The organism is Nocardia sputi, from assembly GCF_023501985.1.
On record NZ_JAMFLC010000001.1, the window covers coordinates 213,371 to 236,557 of the forward strand.

The 23,187-nt window shown below is 69.5% G+C and carries 23 protein-coding genes; 7 read left to right on the forward strand and 16 right to left on the reverse strand.

Features of this window, described 5'->3' with window-relative positions:
• Positions 1-9: 9 nt before the first annotated feature.
• Positions 10-1,482 carry an NAD-dependent succinate-semialdehyde dehydrogenase gene (locus M8859_RS01110; RefSeq protein WP_195070489.1) on the reverse strand — a complete coding sequence of 491 codons (1,473 nt, stop codon included), beginning with the start codon at positions 1,480-1,482 and terminating at the stop codon, positions 10-12.
• 142 nt (positions 1,483-1,624) lie between these two features.
• On the opposite strand from M8859_RS01110, the gene M8859_RS01115 reads away from it, so the two are divergent.
• Entirely contained in the window at positions 1,625-2,866 is a 1,242-nt protein-coding gene (locus tag M8859_RS01115; RefSeq protein ID WP_159919744.1) for an aspartate aminotransferase family protein, read from the forward strand.
• A gap of 61 nt (positions 2,867-2,927) precedes the next feature.
• Positions 2,928-3,422: a DUF3830 family protein gene (locus tag M8859_RS01120; protein ID WP_159919746.1), complete on the forward strand. Its 495-nt coding sequence runs from the start codon at positions 2,928-2,930 to the stop codon at positions 3,420-3,422.
• Between the two features lie 45 nt (positions 3,423-3,467).
• Here the strand turns inward: M8859_RS01120 and M8859_RS01125 are convergent, their stop codons facing one another.
• The gene (locus tag M8859_RS01125) at positions 3,468-4,868 is read right to left on the reverse strand and encodes an amidase (RefSeq protein ID WP_195070488.1); all 1,401 of its coding nucleotides are present in this window, start codon (positions 4,866-4,868) and stop codon (positions 3,468-3,470) included.
• A 12-nt stretch (positions 4,869-4,880) separates the two neighbouring features.
• On the reverse strand, positions 4,881-5,846 hold the full coding sequence (locus tag M8859_RS01130; RefSeq protein ID WP_249643609.1) for a D-2-hydroxyacid dehydrogenase: 966 nt from the start codon (positions 5,844-5,846) through the stop codon (positions 4,881-4,883).
• 86 nt (positions 5,847-5,932) lie between these two features.
• Between M8859_RS01130 and M8859_RS01135 the strand changes: the two genes are divergently transcribed.
• From M8859_RS01135 to M8859_RS01145, 3 genes are read left to right on the forward strand one after another with little or no spacing between them, the layout of a single operon-like run.
• A complete protein-coding gene (locus M8859_RS01135) occupies positions 5,933-6,673 on the forward strand; it encodes a maleate cis-trans isomerase family protein (RefSeq protein WP_159919752.1) in 741 nt (246 codons plus the stop codon).
• 15 nt (positions 6,674-6,688) lie between these two features.
• Positions 6,689-7,420 carry a maleate cis-trans isomerase family protein gene (locus M8859_RS01140; RefSeq protein ID WP_195070486.1) on the forward strand — a complete coding sequence of 244 codons (732 nt, stop codon included), beginning with the start codon at positions 6,689-6,691 and terminating at the stop codon, positions 7,418-7,420.
• Positions 7,407-8,072, forward strand: coding sequence for a GntR family transcriptional regulator (locus M8859_RS01145; protein ID WP_159919756.1), 666 nt, complete (start codon positions 7,407-7,409; stop codon positions 8,070-8,072). The genes M8859_RS01140 and M8859_RS01145 overlap by 14 nt, the downstream gene beginning before the upstream one ends.
• Before the next feature lie 10 nt (positions 8,073-8,082).
• On the opposite strand, the gene M8859_RS37170 is transcribed toward M8859_RS01145, so the two are convergent.
• The 12 genes from M8859_RS37170 to rimP form a co-directional block, all read right to left on the reverse strand.
• Positions 8,083-8,415 (reverse strand): EF-hand domain-containing protein, encoded by a 333-nt coding sequence (locus M8859_RS37170; protein WP_195070572.1) that lies wholly within the window; start codon positions 8,413-8,415, stop codon positions 8,083-8,085.
• Positions 8,307-9,206, reverse strand: coding sequence for a tRNA pseudouridine(55) synthase TruB (gene truB, locus M8859_RS01155; RefSeq protein ID WP_159919758.1), 900 nt, complete (start codon positions 9,204-9,206; stop codon positions 8,307-8,309). Before truB ends, M8859_RS37170 begins: the two co-directional genes overlap by 109 nt.
• Positions 9,206-9,874 (reverse strand): 4'-phosphopantetheinyl transferase Npt, encoded by a 669-nt coding sequence (gene npt / locus M8859_RS01160; RefSeq protein ID WP_195070483.1) that lies wholly within the window; start codon positions 9,872-9,874, stop codon positions 9,206-9,208. Before npt ends, truB begins: the two co-directional genes overlap by 1 nt.
• A gap of 183 nt (positions 9,875-10,057) precedes the next feature.
• On the reverse strand, positions 10,058-11,017 hold the full coding sequence (locus M8859_RS01165) for a metallophosphoesterase family protein (RefSeq protein WP_159919762.1): 960 nt from the start codon (positions 11,015-11,017) through the stop codon (positions 10,058-10,060).
• A gap of 59 nt (positions 11,018-11,076) precedes the next feature.
• Entirely contained in the window at positions 11,077-12,369 is a 1,293-nt protein-coding gene (locus tag M8859_RS01170; protein ID WP_236565273.1) for an MATE family efflux transporter, read from the reverse strand.
• 493 nt (positions 12,370-12,862) lie between these two features.
• Positions 12,863-13,864 carry a DHH family phosphoesterase gene (locus M8859_RS01175; protein ID WP_159919764.1) on the reverse strand — a complete coding sequence of 334 codons (1,002 nt, stop codon included), beginning with the start codon at positions 13,862-13,864 and terminating at the stop codon, positions 12,863-12,865.
• A 13-nt stretch (positions 13,865-13,877) separates the two neighbouring features.
• Entirely contained in the window at positions 13,878-14,321 is a 444-nt protein-coding gene (gene rbfA / locus M8859_RS01180; RefSeq protein WP_159919766.1) for a 30S ribosome-binding factor RbfA, read from the reverse strand.
• Between the two features lie 100 nt (positions 14,322-14,421).
• On the reverse strand, positions 14,422-14,712 hold the full coding sequence (locus M8859_RS01185) for a DUF503 domain-containing protein (RefSeq protein WP_043728501.1): 291 nt from the start codon (positions 14,710-14,712) through the stop codon (positions 14,422-14,424).
• 73 nt (positions 14,713-14,785) lie between these two features.
• Positions 14,786-17,815: a translation initiation factor IF-2 gene (gene infB, locus M8859_RS01190; protein WP_159919767.1), complete on the reverse strand. Its 3,030-nt coding sequence runs from the start codon at positions 17,813-17,815 to the stop codon at positions 14,786-14,788.
• 108 nt (positions 17,816-17,923) lie between these two features.
• A complete protein-coding gene (locus M8859_RS01195; RefSeq protein ID WP_159919769.1) occupies positions 17,924-18,256 on the reverse strand; it encodes a YlxR family protein in 333 nt (110 codons plus the stop codon).
• A 122-nt stretch (positions 18,257-18,378) separates the two neighbouring features.
• Positions 18,379-19,410 carry a transcription termination factor NusA gene (gene nusA / locus M8859_RS01200; RefSeq protein WP_159919771.1) on the reverse strand — a complete coding sequence of 344 codons (1,032 nt, stop codon included), beginning with the start codon at positions 19,408-19,410 and terminating at the stop codon, positions 18,379-18,381.
• Positions 19,407-20,072: a ribosome maturation factor RimP gene (rimP, locus tag M8859_RS01205; RefSeq protein WP_249643610.1), complete on the reverse strand. Its 666-nt coding sequence runs from the start codon at positions 20,070-20,072 to the stop codon at positions 19,407-19,409. Before rimP ends, nusA begins: the two co-directional genes overlap by 4 nt.
• Positions 20,073-20,281: 209 nt before the next feature.
• Here rimP and M8859_RS01210 point away from each other — a divergent pair, with 209 nt between their 5' ends.
• Positions 20,282-20,830, forward strand: coding sequence for a hypothetical protein (locus M8859_RS01210; protein ID WP_159920290.1), 549 nt, complete (start codon positions 20,282-20,284; stop codon positions 20,828-20,830).
• A complete protein-coding gene (locus tag M8859_RS01215) occupies positions 20,827-21,261 on the forward strand; it encodes a ferritin-like domain-containing protein (RefSeq protein ID WP_159919775.1) in 435 nt (144 codons plus the stop codon). The genes M8859_RS01210 and M8859_RS01215 overlap by 4 nt, the downstream gene beginning before the upstream one ends.
• 118 nt (positions 21,262-21,379) lie before the next feature.
• On the opposite strand, the gene M8859_RS01220 is transcribed toward M8859_RS01215, so the two are convergent.
• Complete coding sequence (locus M8859_RS01220) at positions 21,380-23,131, reverse strand: acyl-CoA dehydrogenase family protein (RefSeq protein WP_159919777.1); 1,752 nt, start codon at positions 23,129-23,131, stop codon at positions 21,380-21,382.
• Positions 23,132-23,187 lie beyond the last annotated feature (56 nt).

Sequence of the window (23,187 nt, forward strand, 5' to 3'; positions counted from 1 at the left end):
GGCACTCCTTCACAGTCGCACTCCGATGTACTTGGTCTCCAGGAATTCATCGATCCCGGTCGATCCGCCCTCGCGCCCGAGCCCGGATTCCTTGACGCCGCCGAACGGCGCGGCCGGGTTCGACACCACGCCCTGGTTGAGTCCCACCATGCCGGTTTCCAGTGCTTCACACACCCGCAATCCGCGCCGGAGGTTCTCGGTGAACACGTAGCTCACCAGTCCGTAGGGGGTGTCGTTGGCCCGGCCCACCGCCTCGTCCTCGGTGTCGAAGACGCCGATCGCGGCGACCGGCCCGAAGATCTCGGTATGGCACATTTCGGCGTCGTCGGGGACGTCGACCAGGACGGTGGCGGGATAGAAGGTGCCCGGTCCGTCGAGCTCGGTGCCGCCGGTGAGCACCGTGGCGCCGCGGGCGCGGGCGTCGTCCACCAACCGCTGCACCTTGGCGACGGCTTCGGCGTCGATCAGCGGACCGACCACGACGTCCGGCTCGGTGCCCCGGCCCATCGGCAGGGCCGCCATCCGATCGGCGAGCCTGCGTGCGAAGACCTCGGCGACACCGCGCTGGACGAGGATGCGGTTGGCGGCGGTGCACGCCTGGCCGATGTTGCGCATCTTCGCCGCCAAGGCGCCTTCGACCGCCTCGTCCAGGTCGGCGTCGTCGAACACCAGCAGCGGCGCGTTGCCGCCGAGTTCCATGGAGGTGCGCATCACCGTCTGCGCACACTTCGCGAGCAACTGCTTGCCGACCGCGGTCGAACCCGTGAACGAAAGCTTGCGCGAGCGGCTGTCGAGGATCAGCGGCGTCATCACGGCGGCGGGATCGGCCGTCGTGACCACATTGACCACCCCGGCGGGCAGCCCGGCCTCCGCCAGCACCTCGGCGAGCGCGAGCATCGAAAGCGGCGTCTGCTCGGCGGGTTTCACCACGCAGGTGCAGCCCGCGGCCAAGGCAGGCGCGATCTTGCGCGCTCCCATGGCCATGGGAAAGTTCCACGGCGTGATGAGCAAACTCGGACCGACCGGCTGCCGGGCGAGCAGAAATCGCGAACCGCCGGTCGGCGCGGGCATGTACCCGCCGTCCAGGCGCACGGCTTCCTCGGCGAACCAGCGGAAGAACTCCGCGGCGTAAGCGATCTCGCCGCGCGCCTCGGCCAGCGGCTTGCCCATCTCCAACGTGGCGATCAGCCCGAGCCGGTCGGTCTGGGCCAGCAAAGCGCGATGCACACGCATCAGCAGATCGCTGCGCTCGCGCGGCGGCGTGGCCGCCCAGGCCGGTTGCGCCGCGCATGCCGCGTCGAGCGCCGCCAAGCCGTCCGCCGGGTCCGCGTCGGCCACCGCGCACAGCGGCTCACCCGTCGCCGGATCGAGCACCGGCAGCGTCCGGGCGGTCGAACGCCACCGCCCCTGGATGAACAGGCCTCGCGGCACCGTGTCGATCGCGGCTCGTTCGGCGGCGCTGAGCGCGCTTTCGGTGAGCATCGTCGGTGGCTCCTTCCGTCGCCGCGCAGCGTTCGGCCATTGCTGCGACCCGTGCCGCCATGTTATGCATATTGTAGACAATCCGACAATAGACAATCATTTGTCCGGCAAGTGGTTGCACCGCTGCGGGAGGCGAATCACCATGACCGAGCTCTCTCCCATCCTGAAACAAGCCACTCCGGTAACGGTCGACCATGGCGCGGGGTGTTATCTCTACGGCACCGACGGCCGCCGATACCTCGACTTCACCGCGGGTATCGGGGTGACCAGCACAGGCCACTGCCACCCGCACGTGGTCGCGGCCGCGCAGGCGCAGGTCGCCTCGCTGATTCACGGCCAGTACACGACCGTGCTGCACCGGCCGCTGCTCGAGCTGACCGAACGGCTCGGCGCGGTACTTCCGGACGGATTGGACGCGCTGTTCTTCGCCAACTCCGGCAGCGAGGCGATCGAGGCCGCGCTGCGGCTGGCGCGCCAGGCCACCGGACGGCCGAACGTCGTCGTCTTCCACGGCGGCTTCCACGGCCGCACCGTGGCCGCCGCGACCATGACGACCTCAGGGACCCGTTTCTCGGCCGGGTTCAGCCCGCTCATGTCGGGCGTGCACGTCGCGCCGTTCCCCACCGCGTACCGCTACGGCTGGAGCGAGCAGGAGGCCACGACCTTCGCGCTGCGCGAACTCGACTACCTGTTCGCCACTCTCACCTCGCCCGCCGAGACCGCGGCGTTCATCGTGGAGCCGGTGCTCGGCGAAGGGGGTTACATCCCGGGCAACACCGAGTTCTTCCGCGGGCTGCGCGAACGGGCGGACCGGCACGGCATCCTGCTGGTGTTCGACGAGATCCAGACCGGCTTCGGGCGCACCGGGAAGTTCTTCGGGCATCAGCACTTCGACGTGCGGCCCGATGTGATCACCATCGCCAAGGGCCTGGCCAGCGGTTTCCCGCTGTCGGGCATCGCGGCCTCGCGCGAGCTGATGTCGCGTGCGTGGCCGGGCTCGCAGGGCGGCACCTACGGCGGCAACGCGGTGGCGTGCGCGGCGGCGATCGCCACGCTCGACGTCATCGAATCCGAAGGGCTGGTGGACAACGCGGCCGCACGGGGCGCCCAGCTGTTGCGCGGCCTGCGCGACAGCGCCACCAAGGCGATCGGTGACGTACGCGGCCTCGGACTGCTCGCGGGCGCCGAATTCACCACGGCCACAGGCGAACCCGACCCGGTCACCGCCGCTGCCGCCCAGCGCGCCGCGGTGCACAAGGGACTGCTGCTGCTGACCTGCGGCGCGCACATGAACGTGGTGCGGATGATTCCGCCGCTGATCGTGACCGATACTCAGGTCGAGGACGCTCTGGCGATCTGGTCCGAGGTGCTCGCCGAGTTGTAGCGCCGCGACCGTCGCCGCCCCCGTGCCCGCCCGGCGGGCACCGATCAGGAAGCAGAACCGTATGGCCCGCTACATCACCATCACGCTCACCAAAGCCGCGGTGACCTGCCGCGCCCGTCTGCTGGACGAGGAGGCGCCGCGCACCTGCGCGGCGGTATGGAACGCGCTGCCGCAAGAAGGCGACGCCTTCCACGCCAAGTACGCACGCAACGAGGTGTACACCCTGCTCCCACGAATCGGCGCGGCACCGCATCGGGAGAATCCGACCGTCACGCCGATCCCCGGCGACGTCTGCCTGTTCGATTTCGAGCCGTGGGAGATCGGCAATCCGGCTTACGGTTACGAGCCCGGCTCCGCGGCCGAGCACGAGCGCGGCGCCACCGATCTCGCGCTGTTCTACGGCCGCAACAATTTGCTGATCAACGGCGACCTCGGGTGGGTGCCGGGCAATGTCTTCGCCACGATCGAAGAGGGGCTCGCCGAGATGGCCGCGGCGTGCAACGCGCTGTGGTTGCACGGCGTGCAGGGGGAGACACTCGCGTTCGCCCGTGCCTGAATGCCCCGTACGGTGGCCCCGCGGTATCCGCGGGGCCACCGCCGTTCAGGAAGCCAGCACGAACTCGGCGTAGCGGGCCACCGCGAGCACCAGATCGTCGGAGTGGCGCGGACCCACGATCTGCAGCCCGACCGGTAGGCCGGCGCGAGTGACCCCCGCCGGGATGCTGATCGCGGGCTGCTGGGTGAGGTTGAACGGGTAGGTGAACGGGGTCCACTCCGGCCAGCTGTGCAGGCCGCTGCCCGGTGGCACATCGTGTCCCGCTTCGAACGCGGGGATCGGCACCGTCGGGGTGATCAGGACGTCGTAATCGGTGTGGAAAGTTCCCATCTTGATGCCGATCCGAGCCGCCACGTCGCGCGCGGCGAGATAGTCGACCGCGGTGACGGTTTCACCGCGCTCCCATACCGCCAGCAGCCCGGGATCGACCCGGTCGCGCGTGCCTTCCGGGAAGCCGGAAAGCATGGTGGCCGCACCGGCCGCCCAGAGCAGTTCGAAGGCTTCGCGGGGATCCTCGAATCCCGGATCCGCGGCGCCGACCCGGAGTTCGGCTTCGGCCAGCCGAGCCACCGCGGCGTCCACGATGGCGGCGACTTCGGAGTCGACGGCGGCGTAGCCTAGCGTCGGCGAGTACGCCACGCGCAATCCGCGCACGTCGCGCTGCATTTCGGCGCGGAATACAGTGAGCGTGGGGGCCAGTGCGGTCGGGTCGCGCGGATCCGGGAGCGACAGGATGTCCAGCAGCAGCGCCGCGTCCTCGACGGTGCGGGTCATCGGCCCCGCGTGCGCCAGTGGACCGAACGGGCTGGCCGGGAACAGCGGAATCCGTCCGTAGGTGGGCTTGAACCCGACGATGCCGCAGAAGGCGGCCGGAATGCGCACACTGCCGCCGCCGTCCGTGCCCACCGAGACCGGGCCCATGCCCGCCGCGACGGCGGCGGCGCTCCCGCCGGACGACCCGCCCGCGGTGGTGGACGGGTCGGCCGGATTCCGGGTGACGCCGGCCAGCGAACTGTCGGTGACCGCTTTCCACGCGATCTCCGGGGTGGTGGTCTTGCCGAGGAACACCATGCCGTCCTCGCGCAGCCGCGCCGCTACCGGGCTGTCCACCGGCCACGGCCCGGCCGGGTCGATCGAGGTCGACCCCCGGCGGGTGGGCCAGCCCTCGATCAGGAAGACGTCCTTGATCGAGACCGGCACGCCGTCGAGCAGGCCGCGGGCGTGGCCGGACTGCCAGCGCGCCTCGGAATCCTTCGCCTGCACCAGAGCGCGATCGGGATCCACGAGACAGAAGGCGTTGAGCGCGCCGTCGCGGTCGGCGATCGCGCGCAGGATCGCCTCGGTCGCCTCGACGGGCGACAGACTGCCCGCCGCGTAGGCCGAGACCAGCTCGACCGCCGTCATAGCGGTCGGGTCGGTGGGTTGGTTCTTGTCGGGGTAGCTCATGGATGGGCTCCTTCAGCCGGGCACGTACCCCAGCCTTTTGTCGACCACGTTGTCCAGCGGACGTCCGGCGATCCAGTTGTCGAAGTTCTCGGTGAACGCGTTGACGATCTCGGTGCGCCATCCGATGAAGTCACCGGAGTTGTGCGGGGTGATCCGGACATTCGGCAGTTCCCACAGCGGGTGATCGGCGGGGAGCGGCTCGGGGTCCACCACATCGAGCGCCGCGGCGGCGATCGATCCGGTGCGCAGCGCGGCGACGAGGTCGTCGGTCATAACGAGTTCCCCACGACCGACGTTGACAAACCTGGCGTGCGGTTTCATCGCGGCGAACGCGGCGGCGTCGAACATGTTTCTGGTCTGCTCGGTGAGCGGTGCGATTGCGACGACGTAATCGGCGCAGGCCAGTCCGGCGTGCAGGTCGGTGGTGACATCGCCGAAATCGGGATCCGACGCGCGTTCCCGTCTGCCCACCGCGCGCACCGTCATCCCGACCGCGCGCAGCAACCGGGCGATATGGCGTCCGATCGAGCCGGTGCCGACGATCAGCGCGGTCGCCCCCGCGACCCGCTCGGATTCCCGATGACGCCACTCGTGCCGCTGCTGCAGCAGCAGCGAGCCGGACAGGTCCTTGGCGAAACCGAGAATCTGTCCGAGCACGTATTCGGCGATCGCGGCGTCGAAGACGCCCCGGGTATTGGTCACCACCACGTCACTCGCGCGCAGCTCGGGGAACATCGCCGGGTCGACGCCCGTCGATCCCATGTGCACCCACCGCAATCGGTCGGCGGCGTGCCACGCGCCGGGCAGCGCTCGCGTGCGAAAGTCGTAGACGAACAGGATCTCCGCTCCGCGCAGGGCGCCCGCCAACCCGGACGCCTCGGTGTAACGAATGGTGGCGCGATCGGCTACCCGGTCCATTCGTTCGGCGTCGGGCACACTGTCACTGTGCAGGACGGCGACAATCGGGCCCTGTTCCACATTGACACACTAAGATGGCATCGTATGATTGTCAACAATCCGATCGTGTTCGGAGGTCGTCCCGGCTGAGCGCGAGAGGGGCCGTAGTGGATTTGAGCTTTCCCGACCTCGAGGGGCCCGTTGCCCAACGGGGTATCGGGATCATCGCACCGTTCGATCTCGCCCTCGAACGAGAGCTCTGGCGCTGGGCGCCCTTGGAGGTGAGCCTGCACCTCGCCCGCACCCCCTACGAGCCGGTCCCGGTGTCGCTGGAGATGGCCGAACTGGTGTCCGACGCCGCGCACCTCACCGCGGCCACCCGCAACGTGCTGCACGTGGAGCCCGAGGTGGTGGCGTATCTGTGCACGTCGGGCAGCTTCATCAAAGGCCTCGCCTACGAGAAGTCGTTGCGCGAGACCATCTGCCAGGCGGGGGCACAGGACGCAGTCACCACCTCGGGAGCGTTGCTCGAAGCGATCCGCCACCTGGACCTCAGCCGCATCTCCGTGCTCACCCCTTATGACGAGATCCTCACCCACCGGCTGCACGAGTTCCTCGGCGAAGCCGGGTGTTCGGTGGTGCGCTCCGACCACCTCGGGCTCGGCGGCGGCATATGGAAGGTCAGCTACCGCACGATCGCCGAACGCATCGTCGGCGCCGACGATCCCGAGGCCCAGGCCGTCTTCGTCAGCTGTACCAACCTGCCGACCTACGACGTGATCGAACCGCTGGAAAAGGCTCTCGGCAAGCCGGTGCTCACCGCCAACCAGCTCACCATGTGGGCATGTCTCGGCCGGATGAAGCTGCCGATGATGGGCCCCGGCAAGTGGCTGCTCAACGTCTTCTGAAGGAAAGAACATCGCATGCACGCACCAACCATCGGCTTCATCTATCCCGATCACGCGGCGGAGGACGACTATCCGCTCGCGGCGGCGGCGCTCGGCGCGCACCTTCCGGTAGCTCACATCTACGGCACCGATCTGCACGCCGTCCCCGAACTGCTGGAGCTCGGCAGTCCGGAGAAATTGCGACTCGGCGCGTCCCTGCTGGCCCCCCACCGCCCCGACGCGATCGTCTGGGCCTGCACCTCGGGCAGTTTCGTCTACGGCCCCGTCGGCGCACGCGACCAAGCGCGCGCTTTGGGGGAGGTCGCAGGCGTGCCTGCGACCAGCACCAGCATCGCGTTCGCCGACGCCGCGCACGCGCTCGGACTGCGTACCGTCGCGGTCGCCGCGAGCTATCCCGACGAGGTCGCTCGGCTGTTCGTGGATTTCCTCGCCGACGCGGGCATCGACGTCGTCTCGATGTCCAGTGCGGGAATCGACACCGCCGCCGAGGTGGGCACCCTCACCCCGGCTCGAGTGCTGCGGCTGGCGGTGGACAACGACCATCCCGACGCGGAGGCGATGCTCATCCCCGACACCGCGATGCACACGCTGGCCGTGCTGCCGGAGCTGGAGGCTACGCTGGGCAAACCGGTGCTGACGGCCAATCAGGTGACGGTCTGGGCGGGTCTGCGGCTGGCCGGCGCCGAGCCGGTCGTTCCCGGACTCGGCACCCTGTTCGCGGAAAGGCAGACCGATGTCCGTCGTTGATTTCGAGCCGGTGAACCGGCAGTCGACCGCGGAGATGATCGCCGACCGGCTCCGCGAGGCGATCATGCGCGGCAGTCTCGCGCCCGGGTCGCAGCTCGGCGAAGCCGATCTCGCCGCGCGGTTCGCGGTCTCGCGCGGGCCGGTGCGCGAGGCGATGCAACGCCTGGTGTCCGAGGGCCTGCTGCACAGCATCCGTCACCGCGGCATTTTCGTCATCGAACTGAGCCTCGACGACGTCGTCGACATCTACCGCGCCAGGACGGCGCTGGAGGGCGGCGCGCTGGAGTTGATCCTGGACGGTCGCCGCCCGATCGCCTTCGAGGCGCTTGGGCCCAGTGTGGAGGACATGGTCGCGGCCGCCGAACGCGGTGACGCGGTGGGGGTCTCGGACGCCGACCAGGCATTTCACGAGGCACTGGTGGAGAGCGCGGCCAGCCCGCGCCTGGTGCGCGCGGCCCGCACCCTGCTGATCGAGACGCGGATGTGCCTGGGCGCCCTCCAGACCACCTACCCCGACCTGCGGGAACAGGCCCGCGAGCACGTCGACCTGCGCGAAGCGATCGCCACGGCCGAACCCGCTCGGGTCCGCGCCCTGCTCGTCGAGCACATGGACGACGCCGTCGATCGCCTCCGCCACCAGATCGACTCCTGACCGCGGGGCGCTACCGGGACAAAAAGCCCAGCGCCGCGCGGAATTCCGGCAACGATAGCCGTGCGTCCCGGTCGGCGGCGGCCAGCAAAGCATCCGCCGGTTCATCGATCCGGCCCGCACCGCAGTGGCGGATGAGCGATTCGAGTTCATCGACGCAGATGCGGCCGTCACCGTTGACGTCGAAGACCTTGAACGCGGCAAAATATCGCTGCTCGCGAACTTGCAGGTCGACCCCTACAAGTTGGCCGGGCGCACGACCATGACCGACGCGGCTCGCTTGCCGCTTTCTTGCAGCAGCGCGATCGCGCGGCCCTCCGGGTCGATGGCGGCGTAGACGCCGGATATCCCGGCGGGTTCGAGCCAGCGACCGTTGCGCAGGTCGTCGGCTTGGGTGGCATCGATGTCACGGTGCGGGAAGGCCGTGCGCACCGCTTGATCCATGTCGAGGCTCAGCGGAGGCGCGCCCGACTCCGCGGCGGCGGCCAAGTCGTCCAGGGTGCGGGCGTGTTCGAGGGTGAACGGACCGACCCTGGTGCGCCGCAACGCGGTCAAGTGGCCGCCGACGCCGAGCGCGGCGCCCAGGTCTCTGGCCAGCGCCCGCACGTAGGTGCCCGAGGAGCACTCGACCACCGCGTCGAGATCGACGAAATCGCCGATGTCGCGGCGGGCGAGCACGTCGAAGCGCGACACCGTGACCGGCCGGGCGGCCAACCGCACGTCTTCACCCGCGCGGTGGCGGGCGTAGGCGCGCTCACCGTCCACCTTGATAGCGCTCACAGTGGCCGGGACCTGGTCTATGTCCCCGGTCAGTTCGACTGTCCGGGCGGCGATGTCGGCGTCGGTGAGGTGACGGGCAGAAGTCGTGGCCAGCACTTCGCCCTCGGCGTCGTCGGTGGTGGTCGCCTGACCGAGCCGGATGGTCGCGGTGTACGCCTTGGTCGTCAGGGTGAGCAAGCCGAGTAGTTTGGTCGCGCGCTCCACGCCGAGCACCAGCACACCGGTGGCCATCGGATCGAGCGTGCCCGCATGGCCGATCTTCTTCGTACGCAGCAGTTTCCGGCATTTCGCGACGACGTCGTGGCTGGTCCAGCCACCGTCCTTGTCGATGACGAGCAGTCCGCCGAGTCCGTCCATCAGACGTGCGCGATCGCGGTGAGGATGTACCCGTCGGTGATCAGCCAACGGCCGTCGAACGAGACCAGTGGCGCGCCGCCGTCGGTGGCCTGTCCCGGCACGAGCAACTCGGTGTGGAAGCTGCCGTGCCCGGAATCGGCGGTGCTGTCCTCGATCTCGAACGTGATGTGCGCCTCTTCGAACCCCAGCCAGCGCACGGTCAGCGGGAACCACGCTTTGAACGTGGCCTCTTTGGCGCAGAACAGCAACCGGTCCAGGTGCAGCCCGGAATCGGTGGTCTTCAGCCACTCCCGCTCCTGGGGCAAGCTGACCGAGTCCAGTACGCCGTCGGGCAGCGTGGCATGCGGCTCGGCGTCGATGCCGATGGAACGGAACCGCAACTTGTGGCCCAGCGCGGCAGCCTGGTAACCGTCGCAGTGAGTCAAGCTGCCGACGATCCCGCGCGGCCACACCGGAGCGCCGCGCTCTCCCTTGCCGATCGCGACCGGCTGCTCACCGAGCTGCGCCAGCGCCAGCCGGGCGCAGTGACGCGCGCCGATGAAATCCCGGCGACGCTTCTCCACCGACTTGGCGATGAGATGCTCCTCCGCCGGATGCGGCTTCAGATCCTCCGGGTACGCCAGCAACTCGGCCGTGGCCACACCGGCGGGCAGAATGTTCTCGATCATCACCGCAGAGCCTAGCCGAGCCGCGATACCTGGTATCACAGCGCCGTGTGCCTGCCCATCCGGCCGCCTCACCACCCGCAGGCAGCCCATCATCGACGCCGCCTCGACCGCACTTGCGTCGACGGCCGCAGTGGTGCCCGTACGCCGGGTCCGGCTTACCACCCGACGATGGGTCGGCGAGGACTACGCCAGCCCGCGCCGCTGCTGTGCTTTGCTGCGCATTTCCGCGGCGGCGGCTTCCATCTCCGGAGTCACCTGGAAGTGGCCGCCCCACTTGTTCAGCGTGCCCGGCGGGTATTGCGGCGTCGGCAAGATCTGGCGCAGCAGTCGCTCGGGCAGGCCACGACGCTGCCACTCGCGCGGGTAGCCGAGCGAGACCTCCTCGAACCGGACGCCGTCGTAGTGCGAGGTCCGCGGGATGTGCAGGTGACCGTAGACCGAGCAGACCACGTTGTAGCGGGTGTGCCAGTCCGCGGTCAGTTCGGTGCCGCACCACAGCGCGAACTCCGGGTAGAACAGCACGTCGGTCGGCTGCCGGACCAGCGGGAAGTGGTTGATCAGGACGACCGGCGTACCAGGGGCGAGCGCGTCGAGCTTGCGCTTGGTCACCTGCACGCGGGCGTGGCACCAGGCGTCCCTGGTCAGATACGGCTCCGGCGAGAGCAGGAATTCGTCGGTCGCCACCACGTTGCGCTCGCGAGCGATCGCGAGACCCTCCGCCTTGGTGGTGGCTCCTTCCGGCAGAAACGAGTAGTCGTACAGCAGGAACATCGGCGCCAGCGTGATCGATCCACCGTGCTCCTCGGCGCCCGCGCCCTGCCATACCGGAAAGGGGTCCTCCGGCGTCAGCACGTCCAGGTCGCGGCACATCGACACCAGATAGTCGTAACGCGCCACCCCGGACCTCTGCACGGGATCCTTCGCCGTCGTCCACAGCTCGTGGTTGCCCGGCACCCAGATCACCTTGGCGAACCGGCCGCGCAGCAGCTCCAGCGCCCACCGGATGTCCTCGGTCTTCTCCCCCACGTCGCCGGCCACGATGAGCCAGTCCTCCGGCGAGTCCGCCGTGATCTGCTCGACGACCGGCCGATTCCCCTGGTGCCCGACATGGATGTCGCTCACCGCCATCAACTTGGGTATCACCACACCTACCTTGGCACATCCGTCGGAATTCCCGCGCACCGGCCGAGCCGGGTGTCACCTCACCTCGGCACCTCGGCGCCGACCAGGGCCCACCGGCCCGACAACGCCCGCCACGCGACGGCGATCAGCCGCAACATCATGAACGCGGCGAGGCCGGACCAGATTCCGGCAACGCCCCAATCGAAGGCCAGGGACAACCAGATGGCGGGCAGGAAACCCAGCAGCGCCGCCCCGAGCGTGGTGGTGCGCAGATAGGCGGCGTCACCCGCACCGAGCAGGACGCCGTCGAGAGCGAAGACGACACCCGCCACCGGAATGAGCGCCACGAAGAACCACCACACCACGTGCGTGCGCTCGAGCACGCCCGGGTCGTCGGTGAACAGCGCCGGGACGACCACCGCGCCTGCCGCGAAACAGGCGGCGAGCGCGAGGCTGAAGATCTCCGACCACTGGGTGACCCGCCGTGCGATGCCGCGCGCGCCCGGGGCGTCACCCGCGCCCAGAGCCGCGCCGGTGAGGGTTTGCGCGGCGATGGCCAGTGCGTCCAAGGCGAGTGCGAGGAAGTTCCACAGTTGCAGGACCAGCTGGTGGGCCGCCACCGACGCGGCGCCGAAACGCGCGGCGACCGCCGCCGCCGAGACGAAACATGCCTGGAACGCGAAGCTGCGGGCGATGAGATCGCGGCCGAGCACGAGCTGGGCTCGCATCACCGGCCACTGCGGGGCGAGCGGGACCCGTTCGCGAGTCAACGCGTTGATGAACAGGATGGCGGTGACTACCTGGCCCGCGACGTTCGCGACGGCGGATCCGGGCAGTCCCAGGTACGGCACGCCGAGCAGTCCGTGCACCAGCACCGGGCAGAGGATGCCCGACACCGCGAGTCCGGCGACCACGTAGGCCAACGGCCTGCGTGTCTGCTGGACGCCGCGCATCCATCCGTTGCCCGCCATGGAGATCAGGATCAGCGGCACGCCGAACAGCGCGATCCGCACCCAGGCCAGCGCTTCCCGCGCGATGTCGCCGCCTCCGGCGATGGCGTTCGTCACCGGCACGGCGAACGCCTGGACCAGTAGCAGTATCGCCGCGCCGACGGCGACCGCGAGCCAGGTGGCCTGCACGCCTTCGGCGACGGCGCCCCGGTGGTCACCCGCGCCGTGGCGACGGGCCGAACGCGCGGTGGTGCCGTAGGACAGGAAAGTCAGCTGCGAGCTCGTCTGCGCCAGAATCAATCCGCCGACGGCGAGACCGGCCAGCGCGAGCGCCCCGAGCCTGCCGACCACGGCCAGATCGAACAGCAGGTAGATCGGTTCGGCGACCAGCACGCCGAGGGTGGGCAACGCGAGCCCGAAGATGCGCTTGGGTCCGGCCGCGGCGGCTCGGTCGACATCGGCCGACGGCTTCCCGCCCGATCGTGACGCCGGGCCGGTGATCTCCGCACCGGAACCTTTCGCGTTCACGAACACCTTCCCTTCTCCGGTACCGCCGTCATCCCGGTCGGGGCGTGCCCCTCGCGCGGCCCATCGACGAACACCGGGGAGCGCACCACCGGCCGACGCGGCACGCATCGCACGTGCGATCCCGTATGGGAGAGTCTGCGGACCAGCTCGACCATGTATGGCGGATGGCCGACCAGAGCAGTCGGGACGGGCACGAGTCGCCCGGAAATCGAGCGAACGGTGGAAGCGAGGTGAATGCGACAACCAGGCCCTGGGAACGACCGCGCATCAGCACGCTCGCGCGCGAATGCCGCTGACGTCGATCGATCCGTCCGCTGCCTCGGACATGAACGGATCCGGAGGCAGAACCGGTAAGTGGTTCGGGCCGGGACGTTTCCGAAAACCACGGTCACCCGAGCGCGGTCAGCAATGCGCCGATCAGGTCGTCGGGCGCGCCGTGGGCGGTGTACCCGGCGGCGAAGCGGTGCCCGCCGCCCCCCAGCGCGGTGGCCACCTCGGCGACGTCCACCCCGTCGCCCGCGCACGCCCCACTGTCCCGCGAGCGCAGCGACACCGTCCACCGATCCGGTGCCACGCGGGATTGCTTGAATACCGCGGCGATTCCCGCTTCGGCGGTCGTGCGCACGATATCGATCACGCTCTCGACTTCCTCCGACCGCACGTCATCGATGTCGTCGCGACGCACGAACGCGTACACCAGCCCGACACCGCCGCGCACGTGCGGGACCAGCTGCGCCGTCCCCAGCACCCGCGACAGCATCGGCAGCCAGCCGAACGGGTGCGTGTCCATCAAGGTGCGGGCGATCTCCGCGCCGTCGATCCCGGTGGCCAGCAGCCGTTCCGCCAGTTCGTGGGTACCTGGCCGCACCCAACGGAACGAGCCCGTGTCGGTGACCAGACCGGCATAGAGGCAATACGCCACCTCCGCGTCGATCGGCACGCCCCACGCGTCGAGCAGCCGTGCGATCAGGCTGGTGGTGGACTCGGCGCCCGGATCGACCACGTTGATCACCGCGAAACGCGTGTTGGACCGATGGTGGTCGATCACCATTGTCGTTGCCGCGCCGGGCAATCGGTCGGCGAGCGCGCCCAGCCGGCCCGCGCTGCCGCAGTCGACCGCCACCAGCAGGTCGACCTCGGCACGCACCTCGGCGGGCGCCACCAGATGCCGCACGCCCGGCAGCGACCGCATGGATGCGGGCAGCTCCGCCGGTTCGGCGAACGACACCTGTACCGGAACCCCGCGCCGATGCAGGACCAGCGCCAGCGCCAGTCCGCTTCCTATGGTGTCCGCATCGGGTTGCACATGGCAGACGATGGTCACCGAGCGCGCCGCGTCCAGCGCCGCCACGGCCGTGTCCAGGTCGGCCGTTTCCCGCATCGTCGTCATCGACTACCGCATGTCACTCGTCGACGTCGCGTTCGACCTTGTAGGGGTCCGCATCGCCCGCGTGCCGCGCCGTGGCGGCCGCTTTGGCGACCTCGTCGTCCGCGGCCCGCGCCCTGGCGAGCAGTTCCTCCATCTCTCGCGCCGCGTCGGGCACCCGGTCCAGCACGAACGCCAGCGTCGGGGTGAACTTCACCCCGGTTCCCGCGCCCACCTTGGAGCGCAGGACACCCTTGGCCTTCTCCAGACCGGCGGCCGCACCCTCGTAATCCGGTTCGGCGTCGATGGTTTCGCCCATCACGGTGTAGTACACCGTCGCGTCCCGGAGATCGCCGGTGATCTTGGCGTCGGTGACGGTCACGAAACGCAGCCGCGGATCCTTGATCTCGTATTCGATCGCGGTCGCGACGATCGAGGAGATCCGCTTGGCGAGTCGGCGCGCCCTGGCTTGGTCCACCATGGCCGTTTCCTCCTCACTACTAACTCTGTTCGATAGCGGTCGGAGCATGGGCCGGTGTGGCCACCACAGCTCCGTCCTCCGCGCCGTCGCTGGGCCGCGGTCAGTCTTCGGGACCGAAGATTCGGCGGCGCACCGCCAGCAACTGTAACTCCGGACGAGCCGCGACATGCCGTTCACATCTGTCCAGCACCTCGGTGAGGTGCTCCATCCCGGCACTGACCATGGCCACGCCCAGCAGCGAGCGACGGTATAGATCGTGTTCCCCGCCTTCGGCGGCACTCACACCGAAACGCTGCAATTCGGCCAGAATCGGCCGGATCACCGAGCGCTTCTGTTTCAGTGAGTGCACATCGCCGAGCAGCAGGTCGAATTCCAGTGCACCCAGGTACACCCACACCCTCCACTGTCGGGACGAGCAGCCCGGACGCCGCGCGGCGCGCGGCGTCCGGGTTCGTCTCGGTCGCTCAGTCGCGCGGCTTCTCGCGCAACTCGTAGGCCTCGATGATGTCGCCTTCCTTGATGTCGGAGTAGGTGACCGTCATACCGCATTCGAAGCCTTCGCGGACCTCGATGACGTCGTCCTTCTCCCGGCGCAGCGACGAGATCGTCATCGTCTCGGCGATCACCACGTTGTCCCGGAGCAAGCGCGCCTTGGCGTTGCGCTTGACCGACCCCGAGGTGACCATGCAACCGGCGATATTGCCGATCTTCGACGAACGGAAGATCGCCCTGATCTCGGCCCGGCCCAGCTCGACCTCTTCGTAGATCGGCTTGAGCATGCCCTTGAGGGCCTTCTCGATCTCGTCGATGGCCTGGTAGATCACCGAGTAGTACCGGATGTCGACACCCTCGCGGTTGGCCAGCTCGGTCGCCTTGCCCTCGGCGCGGACGTTGAACCCGATGATGATCGCGTTCGACGCCGAAGCCAAGTTGACGTTGGTCTCGGTGACGCCACCGACACCGCGGTCGATGACCCGCAGCCGCACCTCGTCGCCGACCTGGATCCCGAGCAGCGCCTCTTCGAGGGCCTCGACGGTACCCGAGTTGTCGCCCTTCAAGATCAGGTTCAGCTCGCTGGTTTCCTTCAGCGCGGCATCCAGATCTTCCAGGCTGATCCGCTTGCGGCTGCGTGCGGCCAGCGCGTTGCGCTTGCGCGCATTGCGCCGATCGGCGATCTGCCGGGCGATCCGGTCCTCGTCGACGACGAGCAGGTTGTCACCCGCGCCCGGCACCGACGTGAAGCCGACGACCTGGACCGGCCGCGACGGCAACGCCGCCTCGACGTCCTCGCCGTGCTCGTCGACCATCCGGCGCACTCGGCCGTAGGCGTCTCCCGCCACGATCGAGTCGCCCACGCGCAGGGTGCCGCGCTGGATGAGCACGGTCGCCACCGGGCCTCGGCCGCGGTCGAGGTGCGCCTCGATGGCCACGCCCTGAGCGTCCATGTCCGGGTTGGCCCGCAGGTCCAGCGCCGCGTCCGCGGTCAGCAGGACCGCCTCGAGCAGCGCATCGATGTTGATGTTCTGCCTGGCGGAGATGTCCACGAACATGGTCTCGCCGCCGTATTCCTCGGCGACCAGGCCGTACTCGGTGAGCTGCTGGCGAACCTTCTGCGGGTTGGCGCCTTCCTTGTCGATCTTGTTGACCGCCACCACGATCGGCACGTCGGCCGCCTGCGCGTGGTTGATCGCCTCCACCGTCTGCGGCATGACGCCGTCGTCGGCGGCGACCACCAGGATCGCGATGTCGGTGGCCTTCGCGCCGCGGGCACGCATGGCGGTGAACGCCTCGTGACCCGGGGTGTCGATGAAGGTGATGAGCCGGTCCTCGTCGCCGAGGTGGGTGAGCACCTGGTAGGCGCCGATGTGCTGGGTGATGCCGCCGGCCTCGCCCTCGCGGACGTTCGCCTTGCGGATGGTGTCCAGCAGTCGGGTCTTACCGTGGTCGACGTGACCCATGACGGTCACGACCGGCGGACGCTGTTCGAGGTCCTCCTCGCCGCCCTCGTCCTCGCCGTAGGTGAGGTCGAACGACTCCAGCAGCTCGCGGTCCTCGTCCTCGGGGCTGACCACGTGGACGACGTAGTTCATCTCGCTGCCGAGCAGCTCGAGGGTCTCGTCGTTCACCGACTGGGTCGCGGTGACCATCTCACCGAGGTTGAACAAGGCCTGCACCAGCGCGGCCGGGTTCGCGTCGATCTTCTCCGCGAAGTCCGACAGCGACGCGCCGCGGGCGAGCCGGATGATCTCGCCGTTGCCGCGCGGCAGCCGCACGCCGCCGACGGCGGGCGCCTGCATCGAGTCGTACTCTTGCCGTTTCTGCCGCTTCGACTTGCGGCCACGACGGGGCGCGCCACCGGGACGGCCGAACGCGCCTGCCGCGCCGCCACGGCCACCGGGACCACCCGGACGACCGCCGCCGCCACCACCGCCACCGGGACGACCGCGGAAACCACCAGCCGCGCCACCGGCACCGGGAGCGCCGGTACCCGCACCGGGGGCGCCACCGCCACCGCGGTAACCACCGCCACCGCCGCCGCCACCGCCGGGACGACCGGCGCCTGCGCCACCGGGACGACCCGGGCGACCTGCGCCGGGGCCTCCGGCGCCGCCCGGACGGGCCGCACGCGACGGCATGGCGCCGGGGTTCGGACGCGGCGGCATCGAGCCGGGGCTCGGACGCGGGCCGCCGGGACGCGGACCACCCTGGGACGGGCCGCCGGGACGCGGACCACCTTGAGCCGGACCGGGACGCGGACCACCCTGAGCCGGACCGGGACGCGGACCACCCTGAGCCGGACCAGGACGCGGACCACCCTGGGACGGGGCCGGACGCGGACCACCCTGGGACGGGGCCGGACGCGGCGCGGGCCGCTCGGGCGCAGACGAATAGGGGTTGTTACCGACACGCGGGGTCTTCGGCCCCGGACGCGGGCCGGGAGCGGCGCCACCCGGACGCTGGCCACCCTGGGCGGGTGAGCTGGGTCGCTGCTGCTGACCGGGACGCGGGCCACCCGGCGTGGGACGCGGTCCGGCCGGGGCGGGCGCGGAACTCGCGGGCGCGCCCGAAGCCGCAGCGGCCTGCGGGGTCACCGAATCCCGCGCGGCGGGCTTGGCCGACGGGGCCGGTCCCGGACGCGCGGCGGGGCCCGGCTTCACGGCCGGGGATTCGCCGGTGCGCGCGGCGGGAACGGCGGTCTCCTGCGCGGTGGGCGCCGGTGCGGGCGCCGGCGGACGAGGACCGGGACGCGGGCCACCGCCCGCGGGCTTGGCGGCCGGACGGCCGGACGGTCCGGGGCGTGCACCCGACTTGTTGCCGTTCGACGGGGCGGATTTCGCCGCGAACGACTCACGCAGCCGACGCGCGACGGGAGCTTCCACCGTCGAGGACGCCGATTTCACGAACTCGCCCTGCTCCTTGAGCGTTGCGAGTAGTTCCTTGCTCGTGACACCGAGTTCTTTGGCCAACTCGTGCACGCGGGCCTTGCCTGCCACTGCTCTCCTCACTGAGAGGTCGAGCAGCTCCACCGTTCTGGGGACGGCGGCCCGCACGACCTCGGGTTATCTCCGATGGACGTTCATCGTTGGTACTTCACGGTGTGCTCATGAGTGCTCGTGCCTGTTCTCGAGGTAATGCTCCAGGGCTGAGATATCCAGATATCCGGACACTCGTAGTGCTCTGCCGATCGCTCGGCGCCGTTCTGCCGCGCGCAGACAAGCCGAAAGGGGGTGCAGCCAGGCACCCCGTCCGTGCAGTCTGCGCCGCGAATCGGGAACGATCTCGATGACGTGGGAGCCGTCTCCGGTCTCACGGTCCCGAGCCACGATCCGCAACAGATCGACGGCTAGTTCGCGCTTCCGGCATCCGATACACGTTCGCACGGGAGCGGCTGGGCGCCGGGGCGCCGAGTGCTGCTCGGTGGTGCGATCGGGCATTGAAGCCGAAGGCTCGGACTGAACCTTGGACCACTCTACCGCTGCCACACTCGGATCGCCGAACCCCTCCCCCGCGGAAGTTACGAACATGTCATCCCGGGCACTCCGCGGGCGGGTTCCGGTCAACTGCGATGCGCCTCCGTCCGAACGGATCCGCCGCCCATATCGGGTGCGGCGTCGCTGCGGATATCAATGCGCCAGCCGGTCAAGCGCGCGGCCAGGCGGGCATTCTGGCCTTCCTTGCCGATCGCCAGCGAGAGCTGGAAATCGGGAACCACGACGCGAGCCGCCCTGGCGTCCGGGTCAACGATAGTGACCGAAACCACTTTCGATGGCGAGAGCGCATTACCGACGAAGGTCGCCGGATCGTCGGCGTAGTCGATGATGTCGATCTTCTCGCCGGCCAGTTCGCTCATCACATTGCGTACGCGTTGCCCCATGGGGCCGATACACGCGCCCTTGGCGTTGACGCCCGGCACCGTGGTGCGCACCGCGATCTTGGATCGGTGCCCCGCCTCACGCGCCACGGCGACGATCTCCACCGAGCCGTCGGCGATCTCCGGCACCTCCAGCGCGAACAGGCGCCGCACCAGATTGGGATGGGTGCGCGACAGCGTGATCTGCGGTCCGCGTGACCCGCGGGACACCCCGACGACGTAGCACTTGATCCGGTCGCCGTGCTCGTAGGTCTCGCCCGGCACCTGCTCGGCGGGCGGGATCAGTCCCTCCGCGCCGTGCAGCTCGCTGCCGATGCGCACCACCACGGTGCCGCGGGCGTTGGCGCGCGCGTCGCGCTGCACCACGCCACCGACGATGTCGCCCTCGTGGGTGGAGAACTCGCCGAAGGACTTCTCGTTCTCCGCGTCGCGCAGTCGCTGGAGCACGACCTGCCTGGCGGTGGTCGCCGCGATCCGGCCGAACCCCTCCGGGGTGTCGTCCCACTCGGAGATCACGTTGCCGTCGGCGTCCAGCTCGCGCGCCATCACCCGGACCACGCCGGTCTTCTGGTTGATGTCGATGCGCGCGTTGGGCTGGTGGCCCTCGGTGTGGCGGTACGCGGTCAATAGCGCCGACTCGATCGCGGAGATCACGGTCTCGATCGAGATCCCCTTGTCGGCGACGATCGCGCGCAGGGCTTCGATTTCGATGTTCATTCCACGATCCCTTCGGTCGGCGAATCGGATGCTGTCACTGATTCGGATAGTGCATTCGGTATTCCCCGGAGTTCCGCGGCGTCATCGGCCGCCACCGCATCTTCCTGACCCGGAACAGGCCGCCCCGGAACGACGCCGCCCGCGAGTTCCAGTTCCCGCGCGCCGGGCCGGGAGAACTCGACTTGTACGACGGCCCTGGCGATGTCGGCGAGCGGGACCGTCACCCGGTGTGGGTCACGTTTGCCGCCGAGCACCAGCGCCACCGAATCACCGGTGAGCGCGCCGACCCGAGCCTCGAAGTCGGCCGACCGTTCCGGCGGCTGCGCGCCTTCGCGCAGCGTGACACGCACCTTCCGCCCACGCGCCCGGCGCCAGTGCCGGTCGGCGGTCAGGGGGCGATCGATGCCCGGAGTCGTGACTTCCAGCAAGTACGGCGTCTCGCCGAAATCCCCCGCGTCGTCCAGCAGCGCCGACAACTCCGTGCTGAGGCTCGCCAGGGAGTCCAGATCGGAAGTGTCGGCGTCCACGGTCACCTGAATCCGAGCCTGCGTGTCCTCGCGCTTGCCAGCCGTCGAGATCTCGACGCCCTCGAGGTCGAATCCCCGGCGTTCTACGAGACCAGCTACGAGCTGGCTCACCCTTTCCTCGGTCGGCATCGGCATGTGGGGCGGCTCCTGGTTCAGTTGTGACGCGGCGGGAGAATTCTCTACCGAAGGTCTAGCGTAACGCGCCACGAGAGTGTAAAGGACCAGCGGTCGAGGAGTCCGTGCGCCACGGCCGACGCTGGTCCGGTGGCGCACCGCGAATCTGGCACGATGGTGCCGTGCCCATCCGCCTTCCCGCCCCGCCGCGTGCCGGGCGCATCTCCGGCATGCCGTCCGACCGGCACGAGTCCCGTCTCGCCGCCCTGGATCGTCGCAGCGCACTACGCCTCGCGGGGGGCGGAACAGTCGGCGTCCTCGCCCTCGGCGCCCTGGCCGGATGCACCGGCGACGACGTGGTCCACGAACCGGATCCGCTTGCCGCACAGGAGATCGCGGCCCGCGCCGACGCCGCCGCGGCGACCGCGGCCATCGCGATCGCGCCCGATCGGCACGCCGCGTTGACCGCGATCGCGGCCGAGCGCACCGCGCACGCCGATGCCTTGCGCACCGAGATCGACCGCGTGATCGGCGTCTACGCCGACGGCACGAAACCGGCGCATCGCACCCGAGCAGGCGGATCCGGCCCGTCGGCGGTGGCTTCGGGCAGCGCCGTGCCGCCCACCGCGCCGCCGACCGTCGAGGCGCTGCGCGCGCAGCTGGCCGAGTCCCGGAGAGCGGCCGCCGATCTGGCCCGCGCCCTGTCCGGGTACCGGGCCGGATTGCTCGCCTCGATCAGCGCGGCCTGCGCGGTGCAGGCGGGGGTGCTGCTGGCATGACGGAGACCGAGCGCCGAGCGCTGATCGACGCGCTGAACGCCGAGTACGGCGCGGTGTACGCCTACGGGGTGATCGCCGCCTACGCCTCGCCCGAGCGCACCAGGCTGATCGCCGAACACACCGCGGCGCATCGAGCCCGGCGCGACACCACCGCCGACGTCCTCGCCCTGGGCGGCGCGACGGTGCCGCCGCCCGACGCCGCCTATACGGTGCCGTTTCCGGTCACCGATCCGATCTCGGCCGCGCGGCTGGCCGTGACGGTCGAGTCCGATGTCGCCGTCGCCTGGCGGTCGGTGGTCGAACGCGGTGCGTCCATGACCATCCGGCGCACCGGTGTCGACGCGCTCACCGAGGCCGCCCTCCGGCTGGCCACGTGGCAGTCGATCCTCGGCGCCAACCCGCCCACCGTCGCGTTCCCCGGCAAAGCCTGACCGGGACCCGATCGCCGGCATCGGCGCGGTCACCCCGGATCCGACGCGCCGTGGGTGTTGTCGAGCCGCCGGCGGCCCAGGGACAGCCCGTGACCGCCGTCGGCTGGACGTACGCGATCTACGGCCGCATCTCGTAGGCGCCGTCATAGGAGGCCACCTCGGCCCACACACGGTCGAAGCGCGGACGATCGGCGACCGGCGGACGCAGCGCGGACGCCGCCCAGCCCTGCTGGTCGGGAGTTGCCGACGGCTTGCCGTACAGCGCGGTCGCGTAGGCGTTGAAATCGCGGATCTGGAAATCGAAGATCTGGTCGATCAGGTCACGATCCAGGCCCGTGATCGCGGCCTGCTCCAGGATCAGCTGGCCGTAGACCACCAGGGAGAACAGGTGGCCGATGGTCAGCATGAAGTCCAGGTCCTTCTGCTGGCTCGCGTCCGGCGCCGCCGTGGTCAGCAGGGCGCGCAGCGCCCGCGCCTGCTCGTAGAACCGGCCCACGTTCGGGATGTCGGCGTGCTTGTCGTAGATCGGCGTCCAGTCGGCGAACCGGACCTTGCCCGCGCCGCGGGCCGGGCCCTGGCGCCAGAAGAACGCGTCGTCGGCCGCATCCTGCCGGGTCCCGATCTCGGGGTAGTCCTGCGGGTCGAACAGGTAGTTCGGCATGAACTTCAGGATTTGCCCGACGTTCACGTGCACCGTGCCCTCGAGCCGGGGCAGGGTGTTGATCAGCCGCTGCACCTCGGCGAAGTAGGTGTTCTTCTCGAAGCCCTTGGCGGCCAGCACATCCAGCAGCAACGTCATGACCGTCTCGGCTTCGGAGGTCACCTTGGACTTCGTCATCGGGTTGAACAGCAGGTACCGGCGGTCCTCGAGGCTCGCGCTGCGGAAGTAGTCGATCGCGCGGTCGCTGAACAGCTTCATCGCGACGATGCGCGCGTAGGCGTCGACGAAGTTGCCACGCACGTGCGGGAAGTCGGTGACCGGGTTGCCGTAGAGAATCCGATTGTTCGCGTGCGTGATCGCCTCGTAGAACGAGTGCTCGACCATGCCGATGCCGCCGTGGCAGAGATTGAACTTGCCCACGTTCACGGTGTTCAGCGCCGCGGAGAAGGCCTCGGGCCCGGTGTGCAGGATGTCCTCGGCGCGCACCGGGTAGTTCTCCAGGCGGAAGGTGCTGACGTACATCTGCTGGTGCACCACGTTGCCGAGCAGGCGATAGTTCTCGTGCCGGGAGTCGGCGGCGAACCAGACGTACGCGTCGGCGCCCTCGAGGTCGGCGCGTCGGGAGAACACCGACACCATGCTGGCGACGTTGCCGTTGCCGATGTAGTACTTCTCACCGTTGGCGCGGAACAGGATTCCGGCCTGGGCGTCCGCGCTGCCTGGTTCGGTCGGAGTGAGCACCAGGTCGGTGTTGTAGATGTCGGCGCCGTGGGTTTGCTCGGACAGGCCGAATGCCATCACCTCGCCGTCGGACAGATCGGCTGCCGCGCGCTTCTTGGCCGCCTCGTTGTCGCTCTGCCAGATCGGGCCGAGGCCGAGGATGGTCACCTGCTCGGCGTACCAGTACGCCAGGCCGTAGAAGCCGAAGATCTCCGACAGCGCCGCGTTGCGCGCGGCGTCCCAGCGGCGGTTCGGGTCGCCGTCGGCGTAGGCCGCGGGAGTCAGGAAGGTGGCGAACAGCTTCTCCTTCTTCACGAAGTCGAGGAAGTCCGCCGTCCACACCGCGTTCGCGTCGTCGGCGAGCAGACGCTGTTTGCCCCGGCCCTCGAACCACTCGATGGTGGCGCGCAACAGGCGCCGCGTCTCGGCGTCGAACTGCTGCGGGTCATAGGTGGCGGGATTGAACAGCCGCGCGTCGGTGTTTGTCATGCCGGTTAACTTACCAGCGGGTAACGGCAGCGTGGACAGCGTCTGTGGATCCGTGA

Bases quoted from the DNA above. Each gene is read 5' to 3' on its own strand.
- rimP (WP_249643610.1), bottom strand. From the start codon at position 20,072: ATGCCGATGCCGACCGAGGAAAGGGTGAGCCAGCTCGTAGCTGGTCTC.
- M8859_RS01195 (WP_159919769.1), bottom strand. From the start codon at position 18,256: ATGCCCGATCGCACCACCGAGCAGCACTCGGCGCCCCGGCGCCCAGCC.
- M8859_RS01120 (WP_159919746.1), top strand. From the start codon at position 2,928: ATGGCCCGCTACATCACCATCACGCTCACCAAAGCCGCGGTGACCTGC.
- M8859_RS01140 (WP_195070486.1), top strand. From the start codon at position 6,689: ATGCACGCACCAACCATCGGCTTCATCTATCCCGATCACGCGGCGGAG.
- M8859_RS01145 (WP_159919756.1), top strand. From the start codon at position 7,407: ATGTCCGTCGTTGATTTCGAGCCGGTGAACCGGCAGTCGACCGCGGAG.
- M8859_RS01220 (WP_159919777.1), bottom strand. From the start codon at position 23,131: ATGACAAACACCGACGCGCGGCTGTTCAATCCCGCCACCTATGACCCG.
- M8859_RS01110 (WP_195070489.1), bottom strand. From the start codon at position 1,482: ATGCTCACCGAAAGCGCGCTCAGCGCCGCCGAACGAGCCGCGATCGAC.
- M8859_RS01115 (WP_159919744.1), top strand. From the start codon at position 1,625: ATGACCGAGCTCTCTCCCATCCTGAAACAAGCCACTCCGGTAACGGTC.
- M8859_RS01175 (WP_159919764.1), bottom strand. From the start codon at position 13,864: ATGACGACGATGCGGGAAACGGCCGACCTGGACACGGCCGTGGCGGCG.
- nusA (WP_159919771.1), bottom strand. From the start codon at position 19,410: ATGAACATCGAAATCGAAGCCCTGCGCGCGATCGTCGCCGACAAGGGG.
- npt (WP_195070483.1), bottom strand. From the start codon at position 9,874: ATGATCGAGAACATTCTGCCCGCCGGTGTGGCCACGGCCGAGTTGCTG.
- truB (WP_159919758.1), bottom strand. From the start codon at position 9,206: ATGGACGGACTCGGCGGACTGCTCGTCATCGACAAGGACGGTGGCTGG.
- M8859_RS01215 (WP_159919775.1), top strand. From the start codon at position 20,827: ATGACGGAGACCGAGCGCCGAGCGCTGATCGACGCGCTGAACGCCGAG.
- M8859_RS01210 (WP_159920290.1), top strand. From the start codon at position 20,282: ATGCCGTCCGACCGGCACGAGTCCCGTCTCGCCGCCCTGGATCGTCGC.
- M8859_RS01125 (WP_195070488.1), bottom strand. From the start codon at position 4,868: ATGAGCTACCCCGACAAGAACCAACCCACCGACCCGACCGCTATGACG.
- rbfA (WP_159919766.1), bottom strand. From the start codon at position 14,321: ATGGTGGACCAAGCCAGGGCGCGCCGACTCGCCAAGCGGATCTCCTCG.